Annotated in this window: 22 protein-coding genes; 10 read left to right on the top strand and 12 right to left on the bottom strand. The window is 57.2% G+C overall.

The features are described from left to right. From PY793_RS05490 to PY793_RS05510, 5 genes are all read left to right on the top strand, one after another. Nucleotides 1-813: a type III pantothenate kinase gene (locus PY793_RS05490; protein WP_275177075.1), complete on the top strand. Its 813-nt coding sequence runs from the start codon at nucleotides 1-3 to the stop codon at nucleotides 811-813. Nucleotides 814-822: 9 nt separating this feature from the next. Then, nucleotides 823-2,466, top strand: coding sequence for a ribonuclease J (locus PY793_RS05495; protein WP_166112224.1), 1,644 nt, complete (start codon nucleotides 823-825; stop codon nucleotides 2,464-2,466). A gap of 141 nt (nucleotides 2,467-2,607) precedes the next feature. Continuing rightward, on the top strand, nucleotides 2,608-3,924 hold the full coding sequence (proS, locus tag PY793_RS05500; protein ID WP_275177076.1) for a proline--tRNA ligase: 1,317 nt from the start codon (nucleotides 2,608-2,610) through the stop codon (nucleotides 3,922-3,924). 5 nt (nucleotides 3,925-3,929) lie between these two features. After that, on the top strand, nucleotides 3,930-5,180 hold the full coding sequence (locus tag PY793_RS05505; RefSeq protein WP_275177077.1) for a lipoprotein-releasing ABC transporter permease subunit: 1,251 nt from the start codon (nucleotides 3,930-3,932) through the stop codon (nucleotides 5,178-5,180). Beyond that, a complete protein-coding gene (locus tag PY793_RS05510; RefSeq protein WP_275177078.1) occupies nucleotides 5,173-5,859 on the top strand; it encodes an ABC transporter ATP-binding protein in 687 nt (228 codons plus the stop codon). The genes PY793_RS05505 and PY793_RS05510 overlap by 8 nt, the downstream gene beginning before the upstream one ends. A 73-nt stretch (nucleotides 5,860-5,932) precedes the next feature. On the opposite strand, the gene PY793_RS05515 is transcribed toward PY793_RS05510, so the two are convergent. Beyond that, nucleotides 5,933-6,463 (bottom strand): glutathione peroxidase, encoded by a 531-nt coding sequence (locus PY793_RS05515; protein ID WP_408744666.1) that lies wholly within the window; start codon nucleotides 6,461-6,463, stop codon nucleotides 5,933-5,935. A 223-nt stretch (nucleotides 6,464-6,686) separates the two neighbouring features. Between PY793_RS05515 and PY793_RS05520 the strand changes: the two genes are divergently transcribed. Together PY793_RS05520 and PY793_RS05525 are read left to right on the top strand one after the other, a co-directional pair. Continuing rightward, complete coding sequence (locus PY793_RS05520; protein WP_275177080.1) at nucleotides 6,687-7,469, top strand: IclR family transcriptional regulator; 783 nt, start codon at nucleotides 6,687-6,689, stop codon at nucleotides 7,467-7,469. A 31-nt stretch (nucleotides 7,470-7,500) separates the two neighbouring features. After that, a complete protein-coding gene (locus PY793_RS05525; RefSeq protein WP_275177081.1) occupies nucleotides 7,501-8,370 on the top strand; it encodes a DUF3108 domain-containing protein in 870 nt (289 codons plus the stop codon). A gap of 54 nt (nucleotides 8,371-8,424) precedes the next feature. Here PY793_RS05525 and glmS read toward each other — a convergent pair whose 3' ends face one another. Further along, on the bottom strand, nucleotides 8,425-10,248 hold the full coding sequence (gene glmS / locus PY793_RS05530) for a glutamine--fructose-6-phosphate transaminase (isomerizing) (RefSeq protein ID WP_275177082.1): 1,824 nt from the start codon (nucleotides 10,246-10,248) through the stop codon (nucleotides 8,425-8,427). Further along, on the bottom strand, nucleotides 10,248-11,594 hold the full coding sequence (gene glmU, locus PY793_RS05535; RefSeq protein WP_275177083.1) for a bifunctional UDP-N-acetylglucosamine diphosphorylase/glucosamine-1-phosphate N-acetyltransferase GlmU: 1,347 nt from the start codon (nucleotides 11,592-11,594) through the stop codon (nucleotides 10,248-10,250). Before glmU ends, glmS begins: the two co-directional genes overlap by 1 nt. A 110-nt stretch (nucleotides 11,595-11,704) precedes the next feature. On the opposite strand from glmU, the gene PY793_RS05540 reads away from it, so the two are divergent. Further along, nucleotides 11,705-12,403, top strand: a complete 699-nt coding sequence (locus tag PY793_RS05540) for an HAD hydrolase-like protein (RefSeq protein WP_275177084.1) — start codon at nucleotides 11,705-11,707, stop codon at nucleotides 12,401-12,403. A gap of 41 nt (nucleotides 12,404-12,444) precedes the next feature. Here PY793_RS05540 and PY793_RS05545 read toward each other — a convergent pair whose 3' ends face one another. The 5 genes from PY793_RS05545 to PY793_RS05565 are packed head-to-tail and all read right to left on the bottom strand — an operon-like array spanning nucleotide 12,445 to nucleotide 17,222. Then, nucleotides 12,445-13,233 (bottom strand): nucleotidyltransferase family protein, encoded by a 789-nt coding sequence (locus PY793_RS05545; protein ID WP_275177085.1) that lies wholly within the window; start codon nucleotides 13,231-13,233, stop codon nucleotides 12,445-12,447. Further along, on the bottom strand, nucleotides 13,230-14,012 hold the full coding sequence (locus PY793_RS05550; RefSeq protein ID WP_275177086.1) for a sterol desaturase family protein: 783 nt from the start codon (nucleotides 14,010-14,012) through the stop codon (nucleotides 13,230-13,232). Before PY793_RS05550 ends, PY793_RS05545 begins: the two co-directional genes overlap by 4 nt. After that, nucleotides 14,009-15,109 carry an LptF/LptG family permease gene (locus PY793_RS05555; RefSeq protein WP_275177087.1) on the bottom strand — a complete coding sequence of 367 codons (1,101 nt, stop codon included), beginning with the start codon at nucleotides 15,107-15,109 and terminating at the stop codon, nucleotides 14,009-14,011. Before PY793_RS05555 ends, PY793_RS05550 begins: the two co-directional genes overlap by 4 nt. 11 nt (nucleotides 15,110-15,120) lie before the next feature. Next, nucleotides 15,121-16,317, bottom strand: a complete 1,197-nt coding sequence (locus PY793_RS05560) for an LptF/LptG family permease (RefSeq protein ID WP_342803909.1) — start codon at nucleotides 16,315-16,317, stop codon at nucleotides 15,121-15,123. Next, complete coding sequence (locus tag PY793_RS05565; RefSeq protein WP_275177089.1) at nucleotides 16,314-17,222, bottom strand: metallophosphoesterase family protein; 909 nt, start codon at nucleotides 17,220-17,222, stop codon at nucleotides 16,314-16,316. The genes PY793_RS05560 and PY793_RS05565 overlap by 4 nt, the downstream gene beginning before the upstream one ends. Before the next feature lie 131 nt (nucleotides 17,223-17,353). On the opposite strand from PY793_RS05565, the gene PY793_RS05570 reads away from it, so the two are divergent. Both PY793_RS05570 and PY793_RS05575 read left to right on the top strand, forming a co-directional pair. Then, complete coding sequence (locus PY793_RS05570; protein WP_275177090.1) at nucleotides 17,354-18,334, top strand: diacylglycerol/lipid kinase family protein; 981 nt, start codon at nucleotides 17,354-17,356, stop codon at nucleotides 18,332-18,334. Between the two features lie 66 nt (nucleotides 18,335-18,400). Further along, entirely contained in the window at nucleotides 18,401-19,318 is a 918-nt protein-coding gene (locus PY793_RS05575; protein WP_275177127.1) for a hypothetical protein, read from the top strand. 2 nt (nucleotides 19,319-19,320) lie between these two features. Here PY793_RS05575 and spt read toward each other — a convergent pair whose 3' ends face one another. From spt to PY793_RS05595, 4 genes are all read right to left on the bottom strand, one after another. Then, complete coding sequence (gene spt, locus PY793_RS05580) at nucleotides 19,321-20,535, bottom strand: serine palmitoyltransferase (RefSeq protein ID WP_275177091.1); 1,215 nt, start codon at nucleotides 20,533-20,535, stop codon at nucleotides 19,321-19,323. Nucleotides 20,536-20,541: 6 nt separating this feature from the next. Next, nucleotides 20,542-20,793 (bottom strand): acyl carrier protein, encoded by a 252-nt coding sequence (locus PY793_RS05585; protein WP_025826198.1) that lies wholly within the window; start codon nucleotides 20,791-20,793, stop codon nucleotides 20,542-20,544. Nucleotides 20,794-20,917: 124 nt separating this feature from the next. Continuing rightward, on the bottom strand, nucleotides 20,918-22,684 hold the full coding sequence (locus PY793_RS05590) for a fatty acyl-AMP ligase (RefSeq protein WP_275177092.1): 1,767 nt from the start codon (nucleotides 22,682-22,684) through the stop codon (nucleotides 20,918-20,920). A 753-nt stretch (nucleotides 22,685-23,437) separates the two neighbouring features. Further along, nucleotides 23,438-23,669: hypothetical protein (locus tag PY793_RS05595; protein ID WP_275177093.1), on the bottom strand; the 232-nt coding region annotated here is incomplete at its 5' end.

The raw sequence follows: 23,669 nt of genomic DNA on the forward strand, positions 1-23,669 counted from the left end.
GTGCTACTTGTCATTGATGCAGGGAATACCAATGTTGTGTTTGCTGTGCACGACGGCGAAAAATGGCGTGGTGTCTGGCGGATTACCATGCAACCCCAGCGGACTTCAGATGAGTATGGGGTATGGTTGCAGGCGTTGCTGAAAACGCAGGGCCTGACGCCGGATGATATTGAAGGGGCTGTCATTGGTACGGTGGTGCCCGCCGCTCTTTACCATTTGCGCACTTTATGCCGCCAGTGGTTTGCTGTAGAGCCACTATTGGCCTCCGCCCGGCTGGACTGGGGGTTTGCCATCAAGATGGATAACCCGGACGAAGTCGGGGTGGACCGTCTGCTCAACGGCCTTGCTGCCCATTATACCTATGGTGGCCCGTTGACGGTTATAGATTTTGGAACAGCCACCACGTTCGATGTGGTGGATCAGGAAGGAAGTTATTGTGGCGGTGTTATTGCGCCCGGCATCAACCTGTCGGTCGAAGCATTGCATCAGGCTGCAGCAAGGATTCCCCGTATTGGCATTGGTCGCCCTGTAGGGGAGTCCGCCATTGGGCGGAATACGGTTGCTGCCATGCGCTCGGGCGTGTTCTGGGGGTATGTAGGATTGATCGAGGGGATCGTTGAGAGGATCCGCCGTGAAGTGGGGCCTTCCATGAAGGTGCTCGCAACAGGCGGTCTGGCTCCGCTCTTCTCGGAAGGGACAACGGTCTTTGACCATGTGGATTCAATGCTGACCCTTGATGGGTTGCGCTTGCTGGCGGGGCGGAATCCCCTGCCGAAACTGACAGTAGAACGAGATTTTTTGGCTGAAGGATAATCGGATAATATGACTGAACAGAACGGCGATCTGGCCTTTCTGCCTCTGGGCGGAACGGGTGAGATTGGCATGAACCTCAACCTGTATCGTCAGGGCGATACATGGCTGGCGATTGATTGCGGCATTGGCTTTAGCGGGAATGACACTCCCGAAGCCGAAATTCTGGTGCCCGACCCCGTTTTTATTGTGGAGCGTCGGAACAAGCTGGCCGGGTTGGTCATTACCCATGCGCATGAAGACCATATTGGTGCCGTGGCGCATGTATGGCCCATGCTGCAATGCCCTGTTTACGTCACCCCGTTTGCAAGTGCCGTGCTCCGCCGCAAACTGGCGGAAGCCCGCCTGATGGATGTGCCCATCCGCGTGATCATGCCTGGTGCGCGCTTTAATGTGGGGCCGTTTGACATTGAGTTCGTGCCGGTTACGCATTCCGTGCCGGAAGCCCAGTCCATGGTCCTGCGCACTCCGGCAGGTATTGTGGTTCACACAGGGGACTGGAAGTTCGATCCCGAACCGCTGGTTGGCCCCGCAACGGACCTGAACCGCCTTGCCGAAATTGGTGAGGAAGGCGTTCTTGCTCTGGTGTGCGACAGCACGAATGTGATGAAGCCCGGCCCCTCGCGCTCCGAGTCCGAAGTGCGTGTGAGCATGACCGAACTGGTGGCAAGCCTTAAGGGGCGTATTGCCGTTACCTGCTTTGCCTCCAACGTGGCACGGGTGGAAACCATTGCCATGGCTGCACAGGCGGCGGGCCGTACGGTTGTGCTGGTCGGACGTTCGCTGCGCAATCTGGATACGGCTGCGCGTGAGTGCGGTTATCTGTCCGGTGTTCTGCCGTTCCTGAGCGAGCAGGACGTGAACGATGTGCCCGATGACCAGTTGCTCATGATCATTACGGGGAGCCAGGGCGAGCCGCGGTCGGCTCTGTCCCGCATTTCCATGGACGTGCACCCCAATATTTCCCTCGGGGAAGGGGATACAGTCATTTATTCCAGCCGCATGATTCCGGGTAATGAGCGGGCGATCATGGCTGTGCAGGATAATCTGGCAAAGCGCGGGGTTAAGGTCATTACTGACCGTGAGCACTTTGTGCATGTTTCGGGCCATGCCACGGGTGGCGATGTGCAGAAGATGTACGAACTGCTCAAGCCCCAACACGTGGTGCCGGTGCATGGCGAATGGCGGCACCTGACGGCACAGGCTGCTCTGGCGCAGGAAATGGGTATTACCCCCATTCTGCTTGAGGATGGTGATATTCTGCGCCTTTCTCCGGGTAAGCTGGAAGTGGTGGATACCGCGCCTACAGGTCGCCTTGCGCTTGATGGCAATCGCCTGCTGCCCATGAATGGTGGCGTGCTGGCGGCTCGGCGTAAAATGCTGTTCAATGGCATTGTCATTGGCAGCTTTGCCGTGGATGACGAAGGCTTTGTTATTGGCGACCCTAAGGTAAGTGCGCCCGGTCTGCTGGACCCGGATGATCTGGAAAGTGTGCGTGTGCGCGAGGAATTCGCCAACGCGCTGGACGTGATCCCCGATGAACTGCGGAGCGAGGATGGAGCCTTCCGTGAGGCCGCCAAAACAGCCTTGCGGCGCGCCCTTGGCCGCAAGCTGCAAAAGCGTCCGCTGGTGGATGTGCACGTGCTGCGCGTATAAAGCGTTTTATATACCGACGAACCAGAAAGCTCGGCCCTGCCGGGTTTTCTTTCGTTCAGGGCTGTTTTACAGCTTGATAACAGAAACACAGGCATGCCTCTCCTTTTACCCGAGGCACGCCCCATACAAGGCTGAATGCACATGCGTCTTTCGCGCAGCTTTCTTCCCACCCTCAAGGAAAATCCGGCAGAGGCGCAGATTGTCTCTCACAGGCTCATGCTACGCGCGGGGCTGATCCGCCAGACGGCTTCGGGCATTTATGCCTGGCTGCCAGCCGGGCTTAAAGTGCTGCGTAACATCAGCCAGATTGTGCGCGAAGAGCAGGATCGGGTGGATGCGCAGGAAGTGCTTATGCCCACCTTGCAGTCCGCAGATCTGTGGCGTCGCTCCGGTCGTTACGATGCGTATGGGCCGGAAATGCTGCGTATTCAGGACCGTCACAAGCGCGAACTGCTGTACGGGCCAACCAATGAGGAAATGGTGACCGATCTGTTTGGTCAGTCAGTGAAATCCTACAAGGAACTACCGCAGGTTCTGTACCATATTCAGTGGAAATTCCGTGATGAAATGCGCCCCCGCTTTGGTGTGATGCGTGGCCGCGAATTTCTGATGAAGGATGCCTACAGCTTTGATGTGGATTACACGTCTGCCGTAGCAACCTACCGGCGTATGATGCTGGCTTATCTGCGCACCTTCCAGCGTCTGGGCGTGCGGGCTGTGCCCATGCGGGCCGATACGGGGCCAATCGGAGGGGAACTGAGCCACGAATTCCTTATTCTGGCCCCAACAGGGGAAAGCGGGGTGTTCTATGATGCCGCACTGGAAGATCAGGACTGGCTGGACGAACCGGTGGATACCAACAGCCCCGAAGCGCTGGAGGCCTTCTTTAACCGTGTGACCACTCCTTATGCCGCTACGGATGAAATGCATGATACGGCTGCATGGGACGCCGTACCCGATGCCCGGAAGCGTGAAGGCCGTGGCGTTGAGGTCGGTCATATTTTCTACTTCGGTACCAAATACACGCAATCCATGGGGGTGAGTGTCAGTGGTGCTGATGGTGCGCAGTTCTTCCCCGAAATGGGGTCTTATGGCATTGGTGTCTCCCGCCTTGCCGGGGCAATTATTGAAGCCTGCCACGACGAAAACGGCATTATCTGGCCTGATTCCGTAGCACCTTTCCGCGCCGCCATCCTGAACCTGAAGTCTGGTGATGCCTTGTGTGATGAGGTCTGCGAACAGATTTACGCGAAAGCGCCAGAAGCATTCCTGTATGATGACCGTTCCGAACGGGCCGGTGTAAAATTTGCCGATGCAGACCTGATGGGTCACCCGTGGCAGATTGTGGTTGGCCCTCGTGGCGCCAAGGAAGGCCGGGTGGAACTCAAGCGTCGCGCCACAGGGGACCGGCAGGAACTGGGCGTGGATGAAGCGCTGGCTCTGGTTCTGGCGGGCTGATCACCATGTTCGGTCCTTTCGAGCGGGCAGTGGCAGGCCGTTATCTCCGCGCGCGGCGTGGAGAGCGGTTTGTTTCCATCATCGCCATATTTTCTCTGGTTGGTATTGCGCTGGGTGTTGCAACGCTGATCATTGTCATGGCGGTGATGAACGGTTTTCAGGCCGATCTTATGGGCCGTATTCTGGGGCTGAACGGAGACCTGACCGTTTATGGCGCTGGGCGTACCATCTCCCAGTATGAGGATGTGGCGCAGAAAGTCCGCTCGGTTCCCGATGTGCTGAGTGCGACACCCATTATAGAAGGGCAGGTGCTGCTCAGTGCCGGTTCTTATAGTGCCGGAGGGGTGGTGCACGGCATTACCGCACAGGGTCTGCACGATCTTGCTGCGGTCAGTTCCTCCCTTGTCGCGGGGTCTGTGGATCAGTTTGGTCAGGGGGACGATTCCATTGTGGTGGGTGTCACTCTGGCCGAGCGGGCAGGGCTGTCTATTGGTTCACGCCTGACGCTGGTTTCGCCCGAAGGGGCGGCCACCGCTTTTGGCACGGTGCCGCGTGTACGCACATACCGTGTGAGCGCCATTTTTGACGCCGGGGTGAATGATTATAATTCCAGCGTTGTGTTCCTGCCCATGCATGCTGCCCAGATATACTTCCAGATGCCAGGGAAGGTGACACAGATTCAGGTCGCTACAAAGGATGCCGAACATGTGCGTCCGGTTACTCTGGCCATTGTCAGGGCCGTTGATGATCCGGGTTTGCGGGTGCTGGACTGGACAACAGCCAATAACGCACTATTCGGAGCCGTGCAGGTGGAACAGAACGTGATGTTCCTGATCCTGACCCTGATTATTGTTGTGGCGGCGTTCAATGTCATTTCCTCCCTGATCATGATGGTCAAGGACAAAACGGCTGATATTGCCGTGCTGCGCACCATCGGAGCCAGCCGTGGCGCTATTATGCGTATTTTTCTGATGTGTGGGGCATCGGTTGGTGTAACCGGCACGCTGGCGGGTACAGCACTGGGCATTGTGTTCTGCATGAATATTGAACGCATCAGACAACTGCTGCAAAGCCTGACGGGTACAAACCTGTTTAACCCGGAGGTGTATTACCTCGAACATCTGCCCGCCAGGCTGGAATGGGGGCAGGTTGGGGAGGTGATCGGCATGGCGCTCCTGCTTTCACTTCTGGCAACATTGTATCCCGCCTGGCGAGCCGCCAGAACAGACCCTGTTGAGGCGCTACGCCATGAATGATACCGCAGTGCTCCGGCTTAAGGGCGTTCAAAAAACCTATCGCAGTGGGGAGCATGACGTTCTGCCCATTTTGCAGGGGGCGGATTTTACCCTGAATATGGGGGAAATCGTGGCTCTTGTTGCGCCATCGGGCACGGGTAAATCCACGCTTCTGCATCTGGCAGGTCTGTTGGATACGCCAGATGCTGGCGACATTATTATTTGTGGTCAATCGACCAGCGCCATGGCTGATGCCGGGCGTACAGCCCTGCGGCGGGATGAAATTGGGTTTGTGTACCAGTTCCATCACCTGCTGGGGGAATTTACCGCGCGGGAAAATGTGGTTCTGCCGCAAATGATAGCAGGCGTGCCCAGACGGGCAGCCCGGCAGGAAGCAGAGCGCCTTTTGGATGTGTTTGGCCTTGGTCACAGGGTGGACCATCTTCCGGGCAAGCTTTCTGGCGGGGAGCAGCAGCGTGTGGCTATTGCGCGTGCGCTGGCCAATACCCCTTCCTTGCTGCTGGCGGATGAACCAACAGGCAACCTTGATGTGCACACAGCAGACGCGGTGTTTACCGAACTGCTGGAGGCCGTGCGCAAGCGAGGCTTGGCTGCGCTGGTTGCAACCCATAATGAGGAACTTCTGCCGCGTATGGACCGGGTTGTAACCCTGCGCGATGGCAAACTTGTTACGCGCTAGAGGTCACGCCCATAAAGCAGCACTTCTCCGGTATTATGGGGGAAGTGCCGCCTTATTTTTATGTTTGCAGGGCTTATCCGGCTTGTAGCAAAGCCCGCTCGACTGCATTGCGTACGCGGGCGGAGGTGGGGGGTGTTATGCAGGAAAACCATGCAACAGGTTGCCCGTTACGCCCGATCAGATATTTGAAAAAATTCCACCGGGGACGCGCCAGAAAGCCCAGTTCTGTATCCAGCCATTTAAAAGGCGGTATGGCATCCTGACCTTTGACAACGCTGCGCGCCGCCATGGGGAAAGCAACGCCGTAGTTCTTCTGGCAGAATGTTGCAATTTCTTCCGATGAGCCGGGTTCCTGCTGGCCGAAGTCATTGCTGGGAACGCCAAGCACCACCAGCCCGGCTTTATGGAACTGTGTCCACAAAGCCTGTAATCCCTCATATTGTGGGGTAAACCCACATTTGGAGGCGGTGTTCACAATCAGAACGGGTTGGCCCTTGTAAGCACTCAGATCAATGCTGCTGCCATCAAGTGCGGGTAGGGTAAAATCGTATATGCTTGTTGCCAAGGTGCTGCCCTTTTGCTGCTTTTGTGGCAGGTAAGGCATCCTGTGTAGCGCACCACAAGAGAAGGAGCGAGAGGTTATGCTGTCTGCAAGTAGTGGGTGGAAGCCTGCTGCCCTGTTCCGGGTTCTTGTGCCAGACTTCCACCACATCTTGTGCGCGGCAAGATCGTGTTCCGCTTTTTGTTGTTCATTATGTTGAACTCGATCCCGTATGTGGAATATGAAGATATGAGCCTCTCCTGTCAACATGGAAAATAAGAACAACATGTCCAAACCACAGGATACGGTTCCCGCTCTACGCAGGGCCGTTCGCATACTTGATATGGTCAAGGATGCCGCCAGACCGCCTCTGGCGGCAGATGTGGCCCGCCAGCTCGATTTGCCACGCAGCACGGCCCATGGTCTGCTGGCGGTCATGCAGGAGCTGGGGCTGTTGGAAAAAACAGTCACGCAGGGTTACCGGCTGGGGACACGTCTGCTTGACTGGGCAGGGGATGTTACGGAAAAGCGGGATCTGGTGAGCGAGTTCTACCATGTGCTGGAGACTCGCTCTGATCTGGAGGCTTTTACCGTTACGCTCACCACGCTGGAGGGGGCCGAGGTTGTGTATGTGGCCTGCCGGAACAGCGCGACCGTGCTGGGGGCGTCCTTCAGAGTAGGGATGCGCCTGCCTGCCATATTTACGGCTACAGGCAATGCCATGCTGGCCGGTATGGATGACGCATCCTTTAGGGAATGGCTGGCGCTGCACCCGGTCACAACCTGGCCCCAGCCCCTGACCCCCAATGGCATATGCTCGGTTACAACGCTGGTGCGCGAAATTGCCGAAATCAAGGATCGTGGGTATGCGGTAGATGACGAGCAGGTGCATGACGGGCTGTGGTGCTTTGGCGCGGCTGTCAAAGACCATTCAGGGCGTGCACTGGCTGGAATCGGGATCAGCCTGCCGCAGGCGGAACTGGGGCGGTACAGTGTTCCGCGGCTTGGAGGTGTTGCATCCCGTCTGGCGGAGGCGGTCTCCTTTCGGCTTGGCTATCGGGCAGTGTAAGAGTTTGCCTACGGGCGGAATGGAACAGAAAATGCGTCTTGCTGCTATGCGGGCTGAAATGATGAACCGGAAAAACACGTGCCGCCGTAAGATGCACGGTATTGCCGTGGGCATGGCCCTTGGCCTGCTGCCGCTGGCCTGCTCCCCCGCTGTGTCGCAGACTCTGGCGGAAGGGGGCGTTGCGCAGACCTCTGCACGGTATCTGATCAATATACATGGCCTGCACGTGCTAACAGCCGACGTTGGCTACAGGATGGGGATCAATGCCTATAGTGGCATCGCTCAGGTGCAGACCGCCGGTTTTTTTGGTCTGTTCGTGCAAACCGATATGCGCATGCAGGGTTCAGGTCGTTTTTTGGCCAACGGGCAGGCAGAACCCGCACAGTATGATAGCGCTGGCACCTATAACCATGAGCAGAGCCACCTGCATATGACGTATCAGGCGGGTGTGCCGCAGATTACGGTGCAGGTTCCCTCCATAGGCAGCCGGGAAAAAGTAACTCCCGAAGAGCGGACCGGTGCGCAGGATATTGTAACCCTGCTGGTTGGGGTGGTGCATCAGATGCAGACCCGCAATCATTGTGAGGAAGCACCCCAGAAGCTTTTTGACGGCCTGCGTCTGAGCATGTTGAGCCTGCGTAATACGGGGGTGGAGCGGCCTCCTTCCAGCGCATCCCGTGCGTGGGGAAGCGAATCCGTGACCTGCAATTTTGTTTTGCAGCAGGTCAAGGGATTTACGGCCAATGGTCAGTTCAGCAAACTGAGGCAACCACAGATCGGGCGGGTCTGGTTTGAAAACATTCCCAACATCGGTATGTCGGTTGTCAGGCTGGAAGTGGAACATCCCAAAATGGGGCATATTGTCATGCGGCTGGATGAAACCCCAAAACAGACGCCCTGACCCGTAAAAGCAGGGGTTGGTCCCATTGTACGGAGAACCAACCCTCGGGGTGTGTTATTCCACCGTTACCGATTTTGCCAGATTGCGTGGCTGGTCAACATCGGTGCCCTTGAGCACGGCTACCTCATACGCCAGCATCTGTACCGGAATTGTTTGCAGGATCGGAGCAACAAAGTCGTGCACGCGCGGGAGTACCACAATCTGCTCGGCAATAGCGGACACACGTTCTGCCCCCTGTGTGTCGGTAAAGACCAGCAGGCGACCGCCACGAGCTTTTGCTTCCTGCAGGTTGGACAGGGTCTTGTCGAACAGAGGGGTTGAGGGCACGCTGGCAACAATGGGTACGGTACGGTCGATCAGGGAGATGGGGCCGTGCTTCATTTCCCCCGCCGCATAGGCTTCGGCATGGATATAGGAAATTTCCTTCAGCTTGAGGGCGCCTTCCATGGCGACGGGGAACATGCTGCCCCGGCCAAGGTAGAGTACGTCGCGCGCTTCGGCCACGATGGTGGCCATTTGCCGAATGGCACTCCCCTGATTGAATACTTCCGCCGCACGGCTGGGCAGGTCCATGAGTGCCGCGACCAGTTCCTCTTCCCCCAGAGGGTCTAGCGTGCCACGGGCACGGGCGGTGGCAATGGTCAGGCAGGCCAGTACGGTCAACTGCGCGGTAAAGGCTTTGGTGGAGGCGACCGAAATTTCCGGCCCTGCTACGGTCCCCAGCATCACATCGCTTTCACGCGCCATGGTGCTGTGTTCCACATTGAGAACAGAGAGGATGTGAATGGCCTTTTCGCGCAGGCTGCGCAGGGCTGCCAGCGTATCAGCCGTCTCGCCCGACTGGGAGATCAGCAGACCTAGAGAGCCTGTTGTAAGGGGTGGATTGCGGTAGCGCATCTCGCTCGCCACATCAATATCAATCGGCAGGCGGGCAATTTCTTCCAGCCAGTAGCGGCCGACCATTCCGGCGTAAAAAGCCGAACCGCAGGCGGTTATGACCGCACGGGGTACGGTTGCAAGGTCAAACGGCAGGTCTGGCAGCACAACCTTGCGTGTTGCCGGGTCGATCATACGCTGGAGGGTCTGCCCGATCACCAGCGGGTGTTCGTGGAGTTCCTTTTCCATGTAGTGGCGGTAGCCATCCTTGCCGATGGAGCCTGCGGTCAGGGCCGTAATCTGTACCGGACGCTCCAGAGGCGCGCCATCGAAGGTCATGAACTCGGCCCCTTGCGGGGTTATCACCACGCAGTCCCCGTTTTCCATATAGGTGATGCGGCGGGTCAGGGGAGCCAGTGCGAGGGAATCCGAACCAAGGAACAGTTCATCATCTCCAAAACCTACGGCGAGGGGCGCGTTGTTGCATGCCCCGATCATGAGCCCTTCATGGCCTGCAAAAATCATGGCAACGGCGTAGGCGCCATCCAGACGTTTGAGCGCTTTAAGGGCCGCCTCCTTGGGGGACAGGCCCTGTTGCAGATGGTAGTCCACCAGCAGGGCAATGGTTTCACTGTCGGTTTCGGTTTCAAATACCTGTCCGACGGCTTCAAGCTCATGACGCAGGGCTTCAAAATTTTCAATAATGCCGTTGTGCACAATGGCTACGCGGGCTGTGCCGTGGGGGTGGGCATTACAGGTTGTGGGGGCTCCATGTGTAGCCCAGCGGGTGTGGCCAATACCGGTTTTGCCCGCAAGAGGGTCCTGCTCCAGCAGTTTGGCCAGATTATCCAGCTTGCCAGCCGCCCGGCGGCGCTCCACGCGTCCGTCTACCAGAGTGGCAATACCTGCGGAATCATACCCACGGTACTCCAGCCTGCGCAGGCCTTCGAGCACAATGGGGGTTGCATGGCGCAACCCGACAACGCCGCATATTCCGCACATCAGCCGTTTTCCTTTTTTGCCTTCAGGGCATCTTTGAACAGTTTGCCACGTTCGGGTTTGGTAGTCTGGCGCGCACGCCCCAGAGCCAGTGCATCCTGCGGCACGTTGTTTGTAATGGTACTGCCTGCCGCGATCAGAGCGTTATCACCGATCTCGACCGGGGCCACCAGTACGGAGTTGGAGCCGATAAACGTATCTTTGCCAATGGATGTGGTGTGTTTGAATACACCATCATAGTTGCATACAATGGTCCCGGCCCCAATGTTGGACCGTGCGCCAACCTGTGCATTTCCTAGATAGGACAGGTGGTTGACTTTGACGCCCGCACCCAGTTCGGCACTTTTGAGTTCAACAAAATTGCCAACCCTTGCATTCGCGCCAATGGTGGTTTCGGGCCGCAGTCGCGCGTATGGGCCAATCACTGCGCCGGAATGTACTTCGCATCCTTCAAGATGGCTGAAGGCGCGAATAACGGCACCTTCATGCACAATAACGCCGGGCCCGAAGACAACATTGGGTTCGACCAGCACATCGGCGGCCAGTTGCGTATCGGTTGCCAGAAAGACTGTTTCGGGGGCGACCAGCGTTACTCCATTGTCCATGGCGTTCTGACGGAGGCGCTTTTGCAGGGCGGCTTCGGCCTGAGCCAGCTCGCTACGGGAGTTCACGCCGCGCAGTTCATCCTCTGCGGCCTCAACCGCGCGAACCTGCGTATGCTCGGCAACGGCAAGGTCCACTACATCGGTCAGGTAGAACTCCCCTTTGGCGTTGTCATTGCCTACAGCTTCCAGCCAGCGGCGGAAATCAGCAGCATCAGCACACAGCACGCCTGCGTTGCACAGGTCTATGGCGCGTTCTTCGGGCGTGGCGTCCGACCATTCCACAATGCGCTCCACGTTACCTGCGCGGGTTACAACACGGCCGTAGCGGGCCGGGTCTGCCGGACGCATGGCCAGCAGGGCCAGACCGACATCCGGTTTGCGCCGTTCATCCAGCAGGGCGGTTAACGTCTGGGCGGAAATAAGCGGGTTATCGGCGTAAAGAACGGCCACATCGCCTTCGCCAAACCATTGTGCCGCCTGCAAGGCGGCATGGGCCGTGCCAAGTCGTTCGTGCTGGATGACTACAGGGTAAGGGGCGGCAACGTCTGCCACGTCTGCCATTTCCGGTCCGATGACCACAACCAGACGATCAAAGACCTCGGCGGCGTTGCGTAGCAGGTGAGCCAGCATGGGGCCACCGGCAAGATATTGCAGGGCTTTGGGGCGGGAGGATTTCATGCGGGTGCCTAGCCCTGCGGCCAGAAGAACCGCTGTGGCAGGACGGAATGCGGGATCAGACGTCATAAATGATGCGGTAAGCCAAGCTCCGGCGTGTGTCAAACATCTCGCTTATGGAAAAACTCCATGCCAATATCATAAAAGTTTTCCAATATTTACGAGGCGGAGGAACGGTAATGTCGGCTTTGCGTCTGGCCGTGTTCGATATGGACGGAACTTTGCTGGATTCCTTGCCGGATCTGGCGGAATGCTGCCGTGAAATTCTGGCCCAATGTGGCTTGCCACTGCTGTCCGATACACAGGTGCGCGGCATGATCGGCAACGGCGTGCAGGCTCTGGTGGAGCGGGCCTTGCAGGCAAGCGTGGAGCAAAAAGCAAAAGAAAGCGGGATAGTTCCCGTCATACCTTTTTCCACGGAGGAGGCCGTCAGCCGCTTTATGGCAGCGTATACGCCCCGTGCCACCCGGTTATCCCGCCTGTTCCCCGGTGCCGGGGAGGCCTTGCGCCGTCTGCATACCCAGGGGTGGCTGCTTGCGGTCTGCACGAACAAACCTGAAAAAGCGGCACGCCGTATTCTTGCGGATTTTGACCTGACCTCTCTTTTTGCAAGTGTGGGCGGAGGGGATAGCTTTGCTGCCCGCAAGCCAGACGCACGGCATCTGCTGGGCACAATTGCACAGGCAGGAGGGAATGGAGCCAGGAGCGTGATGGTGGGAGATATGCCGCCCGATTATCTGGCGGCCGAAGGAGCTGGTTGCCCCTTTGTGTTTGCAGGTTGGGGCTACGGTGCACCCGAACTGGCCCGCAGGGCCAGAGTCTCCGCGCCTTGCATGCAGGACATTCCGCTCCTGCTGGAGCAGGTGATGCCCGCCTGAAGCAAGATGCCGGAGCCACCTGCAGCCCCGGCAGGGTTTGGTTAATGCCCGTATTGCGCCTTCATGATGGGGGCGAGCTGTTGGGCAAGAAGAATGTCAGCTTCCTTGTCCACGTCCACCGCAGCACGTCCGTCCGATAGGGGAACCAGCTCTGCCCGTGCGCTGGTAAGGGCATAAATGCGCGCATACAGGGCTTGCGTGGATAACCGCCCGGTTACGGCGCGGAGCAGAATGCCCAAGCCCAGCGTCCATGCGACCCGTAGCGGATGTTTGCGGTTTTTTTCCACACTGCGCCAAAGCTCGGCAACGCGGGCGGAAACCGCAGTCTTGAAGTAAAACAGATTGCAGCCAGAGAACACCATGTCCGTCAGACGGATATAGGTGCGCTTGGTCTGGGGAACACTCTGCTGGATGCAGCTCTGAGTAGCCACACCTACGGCAATATCGGTCCTGGTGGCTGATGTGCGGAGCAGTTCCTCCACCCACTCGGGCTGGAGCAGGGCATTGTCTGCTGTGGTTACCAGCAGGGGAGTGCCAAAATGGGCAAGATTATCCAGTACGCTGGCACTTGGCCCTTCGGGACGGGAAGATACAACCTGCACACTGGCAGGTAAAAGCCCGGCCAGAATAGCCGGGTCTTCCAGACACACCACAATGCGGGCAATGGCGGGTACAGCCTGTAGGGCATGAACCACCCGTACAACCATTGGAACACCGTCAATTGGTAGAAGTGCCTTGTGCGAGACACCTCCGGCAACAGCAACGGGGTCCGGCTTGCCGGGGCGTGTTCCGGCAAGCACCAGAGCGGTAATGGCGGGGGTGGGGCTCATGCTGCGCGTTTCTGGTCCGGGCGGGCACCATCGGGCCGGTCGCGCGGGGGGGCACCGGTCAGTTCCATAACCCAGGGGTAATGCGAGGCCTGCTCAACATCATACCCCAGATTAAAGACGGTCGGGCTGCGCGGGCGTGCCTTGGCGTCTACGTAGTAGGAGCCCAGAATCCGGTCCACTACAAAGCTGGTAATGCCAAAATTACCATCCTCATCATGGAAATGATGCAGCACATGACGGGCTTTCATACGCTGGATCCATGCTGAACGGGGCTTGTAGTTCAGATGCTGGATACAGTGAAAAAACTCATAGATGCAGGTAATGGCAATGCCTGTGCTCAACGCTGCGGCGGCTGTGGCGACACCACCGATCAGATAGCCAATGGGCAGGGTGATCACGGCTATGGTGGGCAGGGTTGTAACCGGTGCGCCAAACAGAACATCCAGCAGATGCGGGTCCTGATGATGGTCAAAATGGATGCGTTTCCACAGGCCTGCGGTCCATTTGTTTTTGTAAAGCAGGTGTCCGTGCAGGACATAGCGATGCAACAGGTACCACACTACGGGGTAGACAAACACTACCGCCAGTATGGCGCTGAGTGTTTTGGGCCAGCCTGCAAAAAAATAGGCAGAGACAAACGCACTGGCAATGGCAAGGGCAAAATACAGCAGAATGGTTGGATACGTCAGATAGGCGATCCACAGCTGCCGGAGATCCATTTTGCCCAGATCAAAACTGCGACCAGTTTTGAGGGAGGGGTTGTTCAGAGTTCCGCTCATCGTGTTTCGTTCCTCAGGAGCACAGTCAGTGCTCCCAATGTAAAGATGATCAACGCGGGAACTGTTGCAACTGGAGGCGGGAGCAGACCGGCATTACCCATGGCCCGCAGCAGTCCCTGTACAACAATAAACAGTAGCCCAGCGCCCAGACACCATACTGGCAACCAACTGCGTGTCCCCGTTCGTGGAGGGATATAGATTACTGGCATTGCGATCAACAGCAGAACCAGCAGAGACGCCGGACGCAGGAACCGTTCGATCAGCCCGGCCCGAAGAAAACCGGGGCTGGAATCCGAGGCAAGCTGCCCGCGCAACATGCCGATAATGGTGGCGGTGGACAGTGGCGCATTGCCCGAAGACAGACGAATAAAGTCCTGCGGCGCCAGAGTCGTGTGCCACGGTATGTCGGCCTGATGCTCCAGACGGTCAATCTTCTGGTCCTTGAGGTTCACGTCCAGCCCTGTCACGTTGTAAAGGATCCAGCCATGAGCGCCGCTGTAATGGGCTGTCTGCGCGTGCAGGGTCTTGCTCAGCATATAGTTGGCATCGCGCATGTACACGTCAACCGTGCCCAGTATATTGCCGCCATCAGCCACATGACCAATATGGGTCACGCTGGTCCCTTCATGAAACCAGAAGGAATGCCCGTTCTCGGGGGTGGGGTCGGTGCGATTCCACCAGGCTGCCAGAGCCTGCTCGGAACGGGGGGTTACCTGATCGTCCAGCACAACGCCTGCCAGTCCGATCAGTAATGTTGCGGGCACAAGATATTTGTATAACCCGAACGTGGACAGGCCTGCTGCGCGAAGAATGGCTATTTCACTGGCAAAGGTCATCTGCGTCAGCATAAGCAGCGCGCCAATGAGCGTACTGAGCGGAAGCGCGCCGGATAATAGGAAGGGCAGACGCATGCAGGCGTAGTTGAAAATCCCCAGCATACCCAGATGCCGTTGCAGGATGGGGGTTGTCTGCTCCAGCAGTGCCAGAATTTCCAGCAGGCTGACCAGTACGCAACTGCAGAACACCACACGAAAAAGCAGGGCCCCGGACAGGTAGCGCAGCAGAACGTAACGTGGGTTGGGTGAAGGCTTGCTCATGGCGGTTTTCTTTATGCCTGCCGGGTTCTGGCTGTCGGAGCCCAGCGGACACGCCAGAGGACGAATGTGCCCGAGCGGTAAAGGAGCAGTGCCACACACAGGGAGATAAATACAAAGGCTGGCACCCATATGATCAGTATGGAGAGCTGCCGGGTTGCAACCATGCTGTGCCCGAATTGCAGGATATGGTCAAAACCGATCATGAGGATAAAGGCAATGGGCAGACCCGTACTATTGCGCTGGCGCTTGCGGGCCATGGCCAGTGCGGTTGCAAGGAGCGGAATAAAGGGAATGGTCAGGCTTCGGGCAAGGCGGAAATGCAGCTCCGACCACATGCGGGGTCGTGAGACGCTGTCATCATGGCGAACAATCTTGCTGATCAGTTCGGGGGATGTGAGTTCCTGCTCGTCGTCCCCACGTTCGCGGAAAGGAGTAGTCTGGGAGGCGTGGGTCAGGTAGCGGGTGGAGTGCTGGAATGTTGTCAGGCTGGGTGGTTTGTCGCCTGAATCCGAGACGATGATGCCATCTTCCAGCTCGAGTTGCACCGTGCTGCCATCCGAGGCGATGCGGATATGACCTTTACGGGCGGTAATGTTCCGTTCCTGATGCTCTGATGTATCGTGAATAAAGATGTTTTCCAGCTCCGACCCACTTTGTCTGACCTGCTCGGCAACAAGTGTGAGGTTAGAGGAGGGGCGGGCGAACATGCGTGGCTGCAGGCGCGGGGACCAGCCGGTATGGCTGGCAAAATAGAACGCTGCCCGGAAATCATACCGCGCATGGGGCTGGATGAAGCCGTAAAGCAGGAAGGATATCCCCCCAAGCACCAGCCCCAGATGGATATAAGGACGCGTGATCCGCAGGAGGGAGAGCCCGCTGCTGTTGGCTGCGTCGATCTCCTCATTCTGGCTCATGCGGCGCATGACGGCAAAAACCGACACGCAAAGGGCGGCCGGTATGGCCAGCCCCAGATAATGGGGAAGCAGGGTGGTCAGCAGTTCGACAAACGTGCGCAGATTGTTGTTGCCCTCCGCCAGCAGATTAAACAGAACCAGCAGACGCTCCAGCAGAAGCGCCGTCATGACCACGGCCAAGGCAATGGTAAAGGGCGGGATAACCTGATTGATCAGATAACGGTCAAGCGTTGTGGGCCGGAACCGCTTGATAAAGCGGCGGATGGCGGGCGCGTTCAGCATGAAAAACGTCATACTGCGGTTTTTGGTAAATGGCGATGCTGTGAGTAAACTCTGCCTGCGTCACAGTCATGCATAAAACCATCCGCCCCAAGTACCCTGCGTTGCACGGTAATATCCCATGTGTCGGGCTGGGCGGTAATGGTTATCCGGTTCCAGCCTGCCGCTTTCTGGGGACTGCTGGCAATGTGGGATGCAGAGGTTACGCCAAGAACAGGAATTGAGGTGCTCGGGATGGTGCAGGCTGTGGCGCGGTGGGAGTGGCCATGCAGTACCAGTTCAGCCCCTTCGCGGCGCAGGATGTCCTGCAGCATGTTCAGGTCTGTCAGGCTCTTGCGGTTCTGGACCAGACGGGCGACCGGCGGGTGATGGAGCAGCACAACGCGGCATAACCCGGACTCGCCGAGTGCTTTGAGCGTCTTGCCCAGCAGGTCCAGTTGCTCCTGCCCCGCTCTGCCTGTTGCCATGAAGGGCAGGGTGGGTACAGCCGTGTTCACCCCGATTAGGGCGACATGATCCTGAACAAGAACGGAGGGAGCCCTGCCATTTTCGTCCATGTGGAGCCACGGTGCCCACAGGGCGCGTTTTTCCACGCTTTTTTCCCGCACCAGAGCCTCGTGGTTGCCCGGTACGAGCAGTGTGGGCGGCAGGTTGTGCTTTTTTAACCAGCGTTCGGCCGCACGGAATTCGGATAGAAGACCCAGATTGGTCATGTCCCCTGTAATGGCGACCAGTGCGGGATGAGCCTGTTCAATGTCCTGCATGACCCGCAGCAGTGGAGCGGAGGTATGTAGATGCCTGCGACGGTAAAACCAGCTTAACAGGCTCAATGCGCGCTTGAAACGCCATTCCCGCCAGCTGGGCAGGCTAACCAGAGGCAGGTGTGGATCGGAAAAATGGGCAAGAAGAACGCTGGCCAAGAAAATTAGGTCTCCAGTTGGTGGCGTCGCCAGCGTACAGTATGTGACAAGCGGGCTCCGGGTCTTTATACCACTGAGCCAGGCCGGAGCAAAAGCACCGACCAGAAACTTGTGCATTATAGAGTACGTGAGTGCCCGATCACCTAGCCCTTATTTATAATCCGTTCAGTTGTAAAAACCTGAAGAATGGCCCTGATTACCTCCAGAGTATCCAGGCATTGCCCAATGTCCTGCTTTATGCGCCAGAAACGCATGCCGCATTGCAAGGTGTTGTGGAGGAACTGCGCACGCACAGGCCCTCCTGTATTGTGGTGGATGGAGGGGATGGCACGGTTGGCAAGGTGCTGAGCGTTCTGCATGCTTCTGGCTGGTCACCAGCAGAGTGGCCGCCTGTTGCGGTGATCCCATCGGGTAATACCAACCTGATCGCTGCGGATGTCGGGTATGGCAAACGTGGGGCGGAAGCGTTGCGTTGCCTGCAAACCGAGCTGCGTTCGGGGCAGGCCATGCGCAAGGTCAAGCAGCGTCACCCGCTTGTTGTCCTGCGTACGGGGTATGAGGGGGCTGAAGTCCTTGGCTTTTTCGGAGGTATGGGGGCTTTTGGCCGGGGTATAAGCATTGCGCACCAGCCTGCAGTTCTCAAGCATTACGCGCATGATATGGCGGTTATAGCAACTTTGATCATGACAGTTATGCAGCTTTTGCTCCCCCGCCAGCGCGATGGCTGGCTGGCAGGGGCTGCCGCGCGGCTGACATATGATGGCAAGAGCAGCAACGTGCACAACCATTTTATGGTGCTTTGCACAGCCCTGAACACACTGCCTTACGGTGTGTGGCCGTTCTGGCGTGCTGGTGGGGCGGCATGTCATGGCATGCATTATCTGGATGTGGCGGCATACCCGCCTTCTCTCATGCGTGCGGTGTGGACCTTGCTACGTGGCAAGGCCCCGAAATGGCTACGCCGCTCCCCTGCTTACCAGAGTGGTTCCGTGCAAAGTCTTCAGATGCAGACAAACGAGAGTTTTGTGCTGGATGGTGAGATTTTGGAACCGGGCCACAAGACGGATTTTACCATACAGGCTGGTCCGGCGGTTTCCTTCCTTTATGCGTAATGGCTGATACACATGCTTAATACCGAGCAGAAAACCCGTAAGCAGGCCATTGGCCAACTCACACATATGCTGACGCAGGAACTGGTTCTTCCTGTCGCCCCGGACGTGACAGAATTTGTGGAGCAGATGCTCGGTAAGGTGCGGCCTCTGGGGGTTCTGTTTTACGGTTCGGGCCTGCGGGCTGGTATTGATAAAGACACGCTGCTCGATTTTTACATTATTGTAAACCAGCAGTCAGACTGGCCGCGTTCCGCTCTGGCCGGCGTGGCCAATGCGGTGTTGCCACCGAATGTGGAGTATCAGGAACTCAGGGTGGCAGGTCGCGTCATGCGTGCTAAAATTGCCATTCTCACCTTGGCGCAACTGCATGCGCTGACCCGATTTTCTTCTTTGAATACTACGGTCTGGGCACGGTTTTCTCAGCCTGTCAGGCTGGTCTGGAGCAACAATGCGCAGGCCACGCAGGCCATTACCCGTTGCATTACGCGCGCCAATGTAACCGCGGCAAAATGGGCGGCTCTTCTTGGTCCGGGTAAAGCTTCCTGCAGGGTATTCTGGGATACCCTGTATGCCAGTACCTACAAAGCAGAATTGCGTGTTGAAAACGGACAGCGAAGCAGCAGTCTGGTTGACGCCAATCTGGAGCGGTATGAGCGCAGCCTACTCCCGTGCTGGCTGGCTGCGGGCCTATCGTTCAAGACAGAGGGAGGGGAAGTCCTGCCCCTGCTGACTGCCGGACAGAAAAGCAAGGCCCGGCGCCAATGGCGGTTCAGGGCGCGGCTGGGGCGTCCGCTGAATATCCTGCGCTTGATCAAGGCGGTTTATACATTCAAAGGAAGTGCCCGCTATGCCACGTGGAAAATCCGGCGACATAGCGGGATAGACATTCCTCTAAGCCCTTTTGCGGAGAAACACCCATTGCTGGCCGCTCCGCCAGTGCTGTGGAAGCTCTGGCGGCAAGGAGCTTTTAAACAGGGAGCGTAATGTTACGCGCCCTGCGGCTGGAGCGGTACGCCACACTCCATGGCAGCCTGACCAAAAATGGCAAGAGCCTGATCAATCTGTTCGGTAGTATGCGTTGCCATAACAGAGCAGCGCAGGAGCGGGCGTGAGTCCGGCGTTGCGGGAGGCAGGCTGAGATTGACATACACCCCAAGCTCAAGCAGCCGGTTCCACATGGGAATGGCCTGCTCAACTGTTTCCAGCGTTACGGCGATAACCGGGCTGACCCGCTTGCTGGCGTTAAGGCCAAGCCCGGTAAAGCCTGCATGCAGGTGGGCGGCATTGTCCATAAGCTGACGACGCAGCTCTGGCTGGGCAATCATGTCCTCAAGGGCGGCGCCCGTTGCGGCGATCACTTCGGGGGGGAGTGATGCGGTAAACATGTAAGGGCGGCAGTTCAGGCGCACGAATTCCAGTTCAGGGTGGTCGGATACGCAGTAACCACCAACCGTGCCCAGACTTTTGGAGAATGTGCCAACAATAAAGTCAACATCTGCTTCCACACCTTCGGCCTCAGCCGCCCCGCGGCCGTTTTCGCCCAGCACACCAAAGGAGTGGGCTTCGTCCACCATAAGGTATGCGTCGGTTTCGCGCTTGACGGCGGCAAACTCGGCCATGGGGGCCACGTTGCCGGTCATGGAGTAAATACCCTCCACAACAATCAGCTTGGCGCTGTTGGGCGCATCCAGCCGCTTGAGGCGCTTATACAGATCGTCCGGGCTGTTGTGGCGGAAGCGGATAACCTGTGCCGCACTCAGGCGACTGCCATCATAAATACTGGCATGGCTGTCGGCATCCAGAATCAGATAATCGTCTTTCCCGGCCAGAGCGGAGATCATGCCCAGATTAGCCTGATACCCGGTGGAGAACACCATGGCGTCCCGCCGTTTGAAAAAATCGGCTATCTTGCGTTCCAAGTGACGGTGGAGGGACTGTGTTCCATTGGCAATGCGTGAGCCGGTTGTGCCGACACCGCAAGTCGCAGCGGCCGTCTGCGCGGCTTTGATGGCGCGTTCGGACTGGCTGAGTCCCAGATAGTTGTTGGTACCAAAGAGCAGGGTTTCACGCCCTTCTATGATCCCGACAGTGGAGGAGAGCGGCTTTTCAATGACAACGGCAAAAGGGTTACGCCCGCCAGCCGCGACAACAGAGCCCAGAGCGCTCGCAAGGCCCTCAAATTTGGAAAACAGCGACGTCATCCACGTTTACCCTTTGTTCTTCAGGTCAACAATGCAGGCGGCCAGATCATTGATCGTGCGAATGTCCGCCAGTTTGTCGAGCGGAACAGAGACGTCCAGACTATCTTCCACTTCCATGACAAAGTTCATGACTGCAAGAGAGTCGAATGCAAGGTCTTCCATGATCTTGCAGTTGCCGTCGATGTCGCGCGGGACTTTGGGGTTGGCAAGAAGCTTTTGGATGATCAGCGCGGAAACGCTTTCAACGGTTTCGCTCATGTCGGGGTCTTCATCCTTTATGGCATTTATATCAAGCCGAGCTTCCGCCCGCCGTGGCCGCCTTATGAGAGAAAAAACCAGATTTGACTAGCCTCTCATTCATAGCCGACTTTTCTTCTGTGCGTCAGGCGACTTCGGGTTGCTGGGCAAAGGCTCCGTTCACATACATTGTCCGGGCTTTGGCGCGTGTCAGCTTGCCGGAAGATGTCTGTGGCAGCGTGTGAGGGGGAACCAGAACAACCATCACATCAACCCCATGCAACCTGCGGAACAGACTGACCGTCTCGGCCCGCAGGGCTTCACGGGCCTCGGGGTTGGTGGCGCGGCACTGGATCAGTGCCACGATTTCTTCCTGATTGTCTTTTTCAAGAGAAAAAACAGCCACGTCCCGGCTACGCAGGGCGGGAATGTGGGTCTCAGCCGACCATTCCAGATCCTGCGGCCAGATGTTACGGCCGTTGATGATAATGAGGTCCTTGGCGCGGCCTGTTACCACAACCTGACCATTGAGCATGTAGCCCAGATCCCCCGTGTTCAGCCATTTGTCCTGATCCAGCACCTGCGAGGTTTCTTCGGGCATGCGGAAATAGCCGGACATAAGGCTCGGGCCACGGACGTAAATGGTGCCAACTTCGCGGTCCTTCAGTACAAGCCCATAGGGGTTGCGGACTTCCATGGCATGTTTGGGTAGCACTTTACCGCAGACAACAAAGGTACGCGATGGTGTGCTGGAGTTTGCGGGAGCCTGCGCAATCCCTTTGCTTTCCAGCAGGGGCAGGTCAACCGTATCTGTCTCGATCCCGCTGTTGAGTGGGACAAAGCTGATGGCGAGCGTTGCCTCGGCCATGCCATAGCTGGCAACAAAAGCCTTGGCGTTAAATCCGGCTGGAGCAAAGCGCTCGGCAAATTCCTGCAGGATATGGGCACGGATCATGTCGCCCCCAATGCCGGCAACCCGCCAGCGGGACAGGTCAAGCCCGGCAGCAGCGGGGCGGCGGGCGCAGAGTTCGTACCCAAAAGATGGGCTGTAGGCGATAGTGCCATGGTTGCGGCTGATCAGGTCAAGCCAGACATGGGGGCGGCGAGCAAACTCACGTGTCGGCAGCAGGTCAACCGTCAACTGGCACGTCATGGGAGTGAGAAAAAAGCCGACAAGCCCCATGTCATGGTACAGCGGCAACCACGAAACGCAGCGATCTCCGGTTTCGCGGACCTGTAGCCCGTCATGCGCAATGGCGGCCACATTAGCCATGCCCGAACGCTGGGAGACACAGACCCCCATAGGGAAGCGGGTACTGCCAGAAGAGAACTGAAGGTAGGAGAGCGCATCGGCATCCACCTTACCCAATTCCATATCGGGCACGGGACGGGCCATCAGTTCGCTGGGGGAGCCAGCAAAAACCAGGCCGAGACCCTCTACAATGTCATCGGTCCACCCTTCGATAATGGCCGGGATAACCACGGCGCTGGCCTGTGCGCTGGTGATCATGCCACGCAGGGTACTCAGATAAGCGTCTTTGCCGCCAAAAGCGACGGGCAGGGGAAGTGGAGCCGCAACAAGTCCCGCATACTGGCAGCCAAAAAAGATGCGGGCAAAATCACCATCGCTTTCCGCAACAATGGCTACACGGTCGCCAGCCTGTAGCCCCATGCCCAGCAGGCGTTTTGCGGTCTCAACTGCCTGTGTCCGCAGCACCCTGTAAGACAGGGCTTCAAGCAGCACACCCTTGCCAGAGTAAATATTAAACCCGGCTGTCCCCTGTGCGGCATAATCCAACGCATCTGGAAAGGTCGCAAAATCACCGTAACGGCGCACCTGTCCAGACGCAGAGGGAAGTGGCTGGAGTGTTGCTTCCGTGATGGGTGCAGAGGCTGGGTTCATAAGGTTCATCAGTTGGCCATTCGAAGAAAATCAAAAAATGCGGCGGCGCCAACCGGCGCAGTAAGTCCGTCCCCCAGAAGGTCGAACGTGAGGCGTATATAGTCTTTTTGTGGATTTATAAAAGTATCATGTAGGGATGGAAGCCCGATCTCCCCCTTTATCGTGCACATTCACCACTGCAATGGTGGAGTTCTGGGCGTGGAAGCCGGAGAGGTAATCGGAGTATGCAGTTTTCCATCGTAAAATCAGGCGATCATTAATATTTTTATTTAAATTCAGTATGTTAAAAATAAGTGGCGTCGACCGGCCTCACGGGGACGGCGTGTTTTTGCATCAAGTGCTGGGGGCTTGCTCAAGCAAGGGGCTATGGGATCCAGAACATCCGGAACTGCGGGGTTGTTAGAACGTTATAACGGCGGCGTTATCAGGATATGAGCGGCTTTTCTGGGCATTTTTGGAGGATGAGAGATTGACCGGGACTGCGGGGCAAGCCGGTATTGTGCTCACGGAAGATAATGGAAACTTAAAGTAACAAATTGTGTTGCTTCGCCTGGATGAAACTCCTCCTCATTTTAGGAGGCAGGTGGGTGGTTTGCGATTCCGGGCCGTGTGTTTTGCCGTCGTGATATCTTGCTGCTGATTGAGTGGTGCAAGCATATGCCGGTCTCATCCGGAATCATGAGGAAAAGCGGCTTGAAAGAAAAATGTCATTTTTTTTGGTTAGGGGTTGACGTGTAGGTGTTTGGGGGTATAGAAGCTGCTTCACCGAGACGAAGTGATCTTGGCGGGTTTAAGATTTTCTGCTAAGGTTTTTGGCTCTTTTGGTCTTTGACAAGAGAATATGAGATAGAGAGGGATATGCTGACGGCGTGTTTTTCTGACTAGTTCTTTAGGGTTCTGGTTTGATGGACTGACGGTTATCTGTGGATGACCTGAGTTTGTTGGTATATCTTTTGATATGCGTTTTGACAGATGTTTCGAATTGACTGGCCTT

The organism is Acetobacter fabarum (assembly GCF_029069195.1).
Classification (GTDB): domain Bacteria; phylum Pseudomonadota; class Alphaproteobacteria; order Acetobacterales; family Acetobacteraceae; genus Acetobacter; species Acetobacter fabarum_A.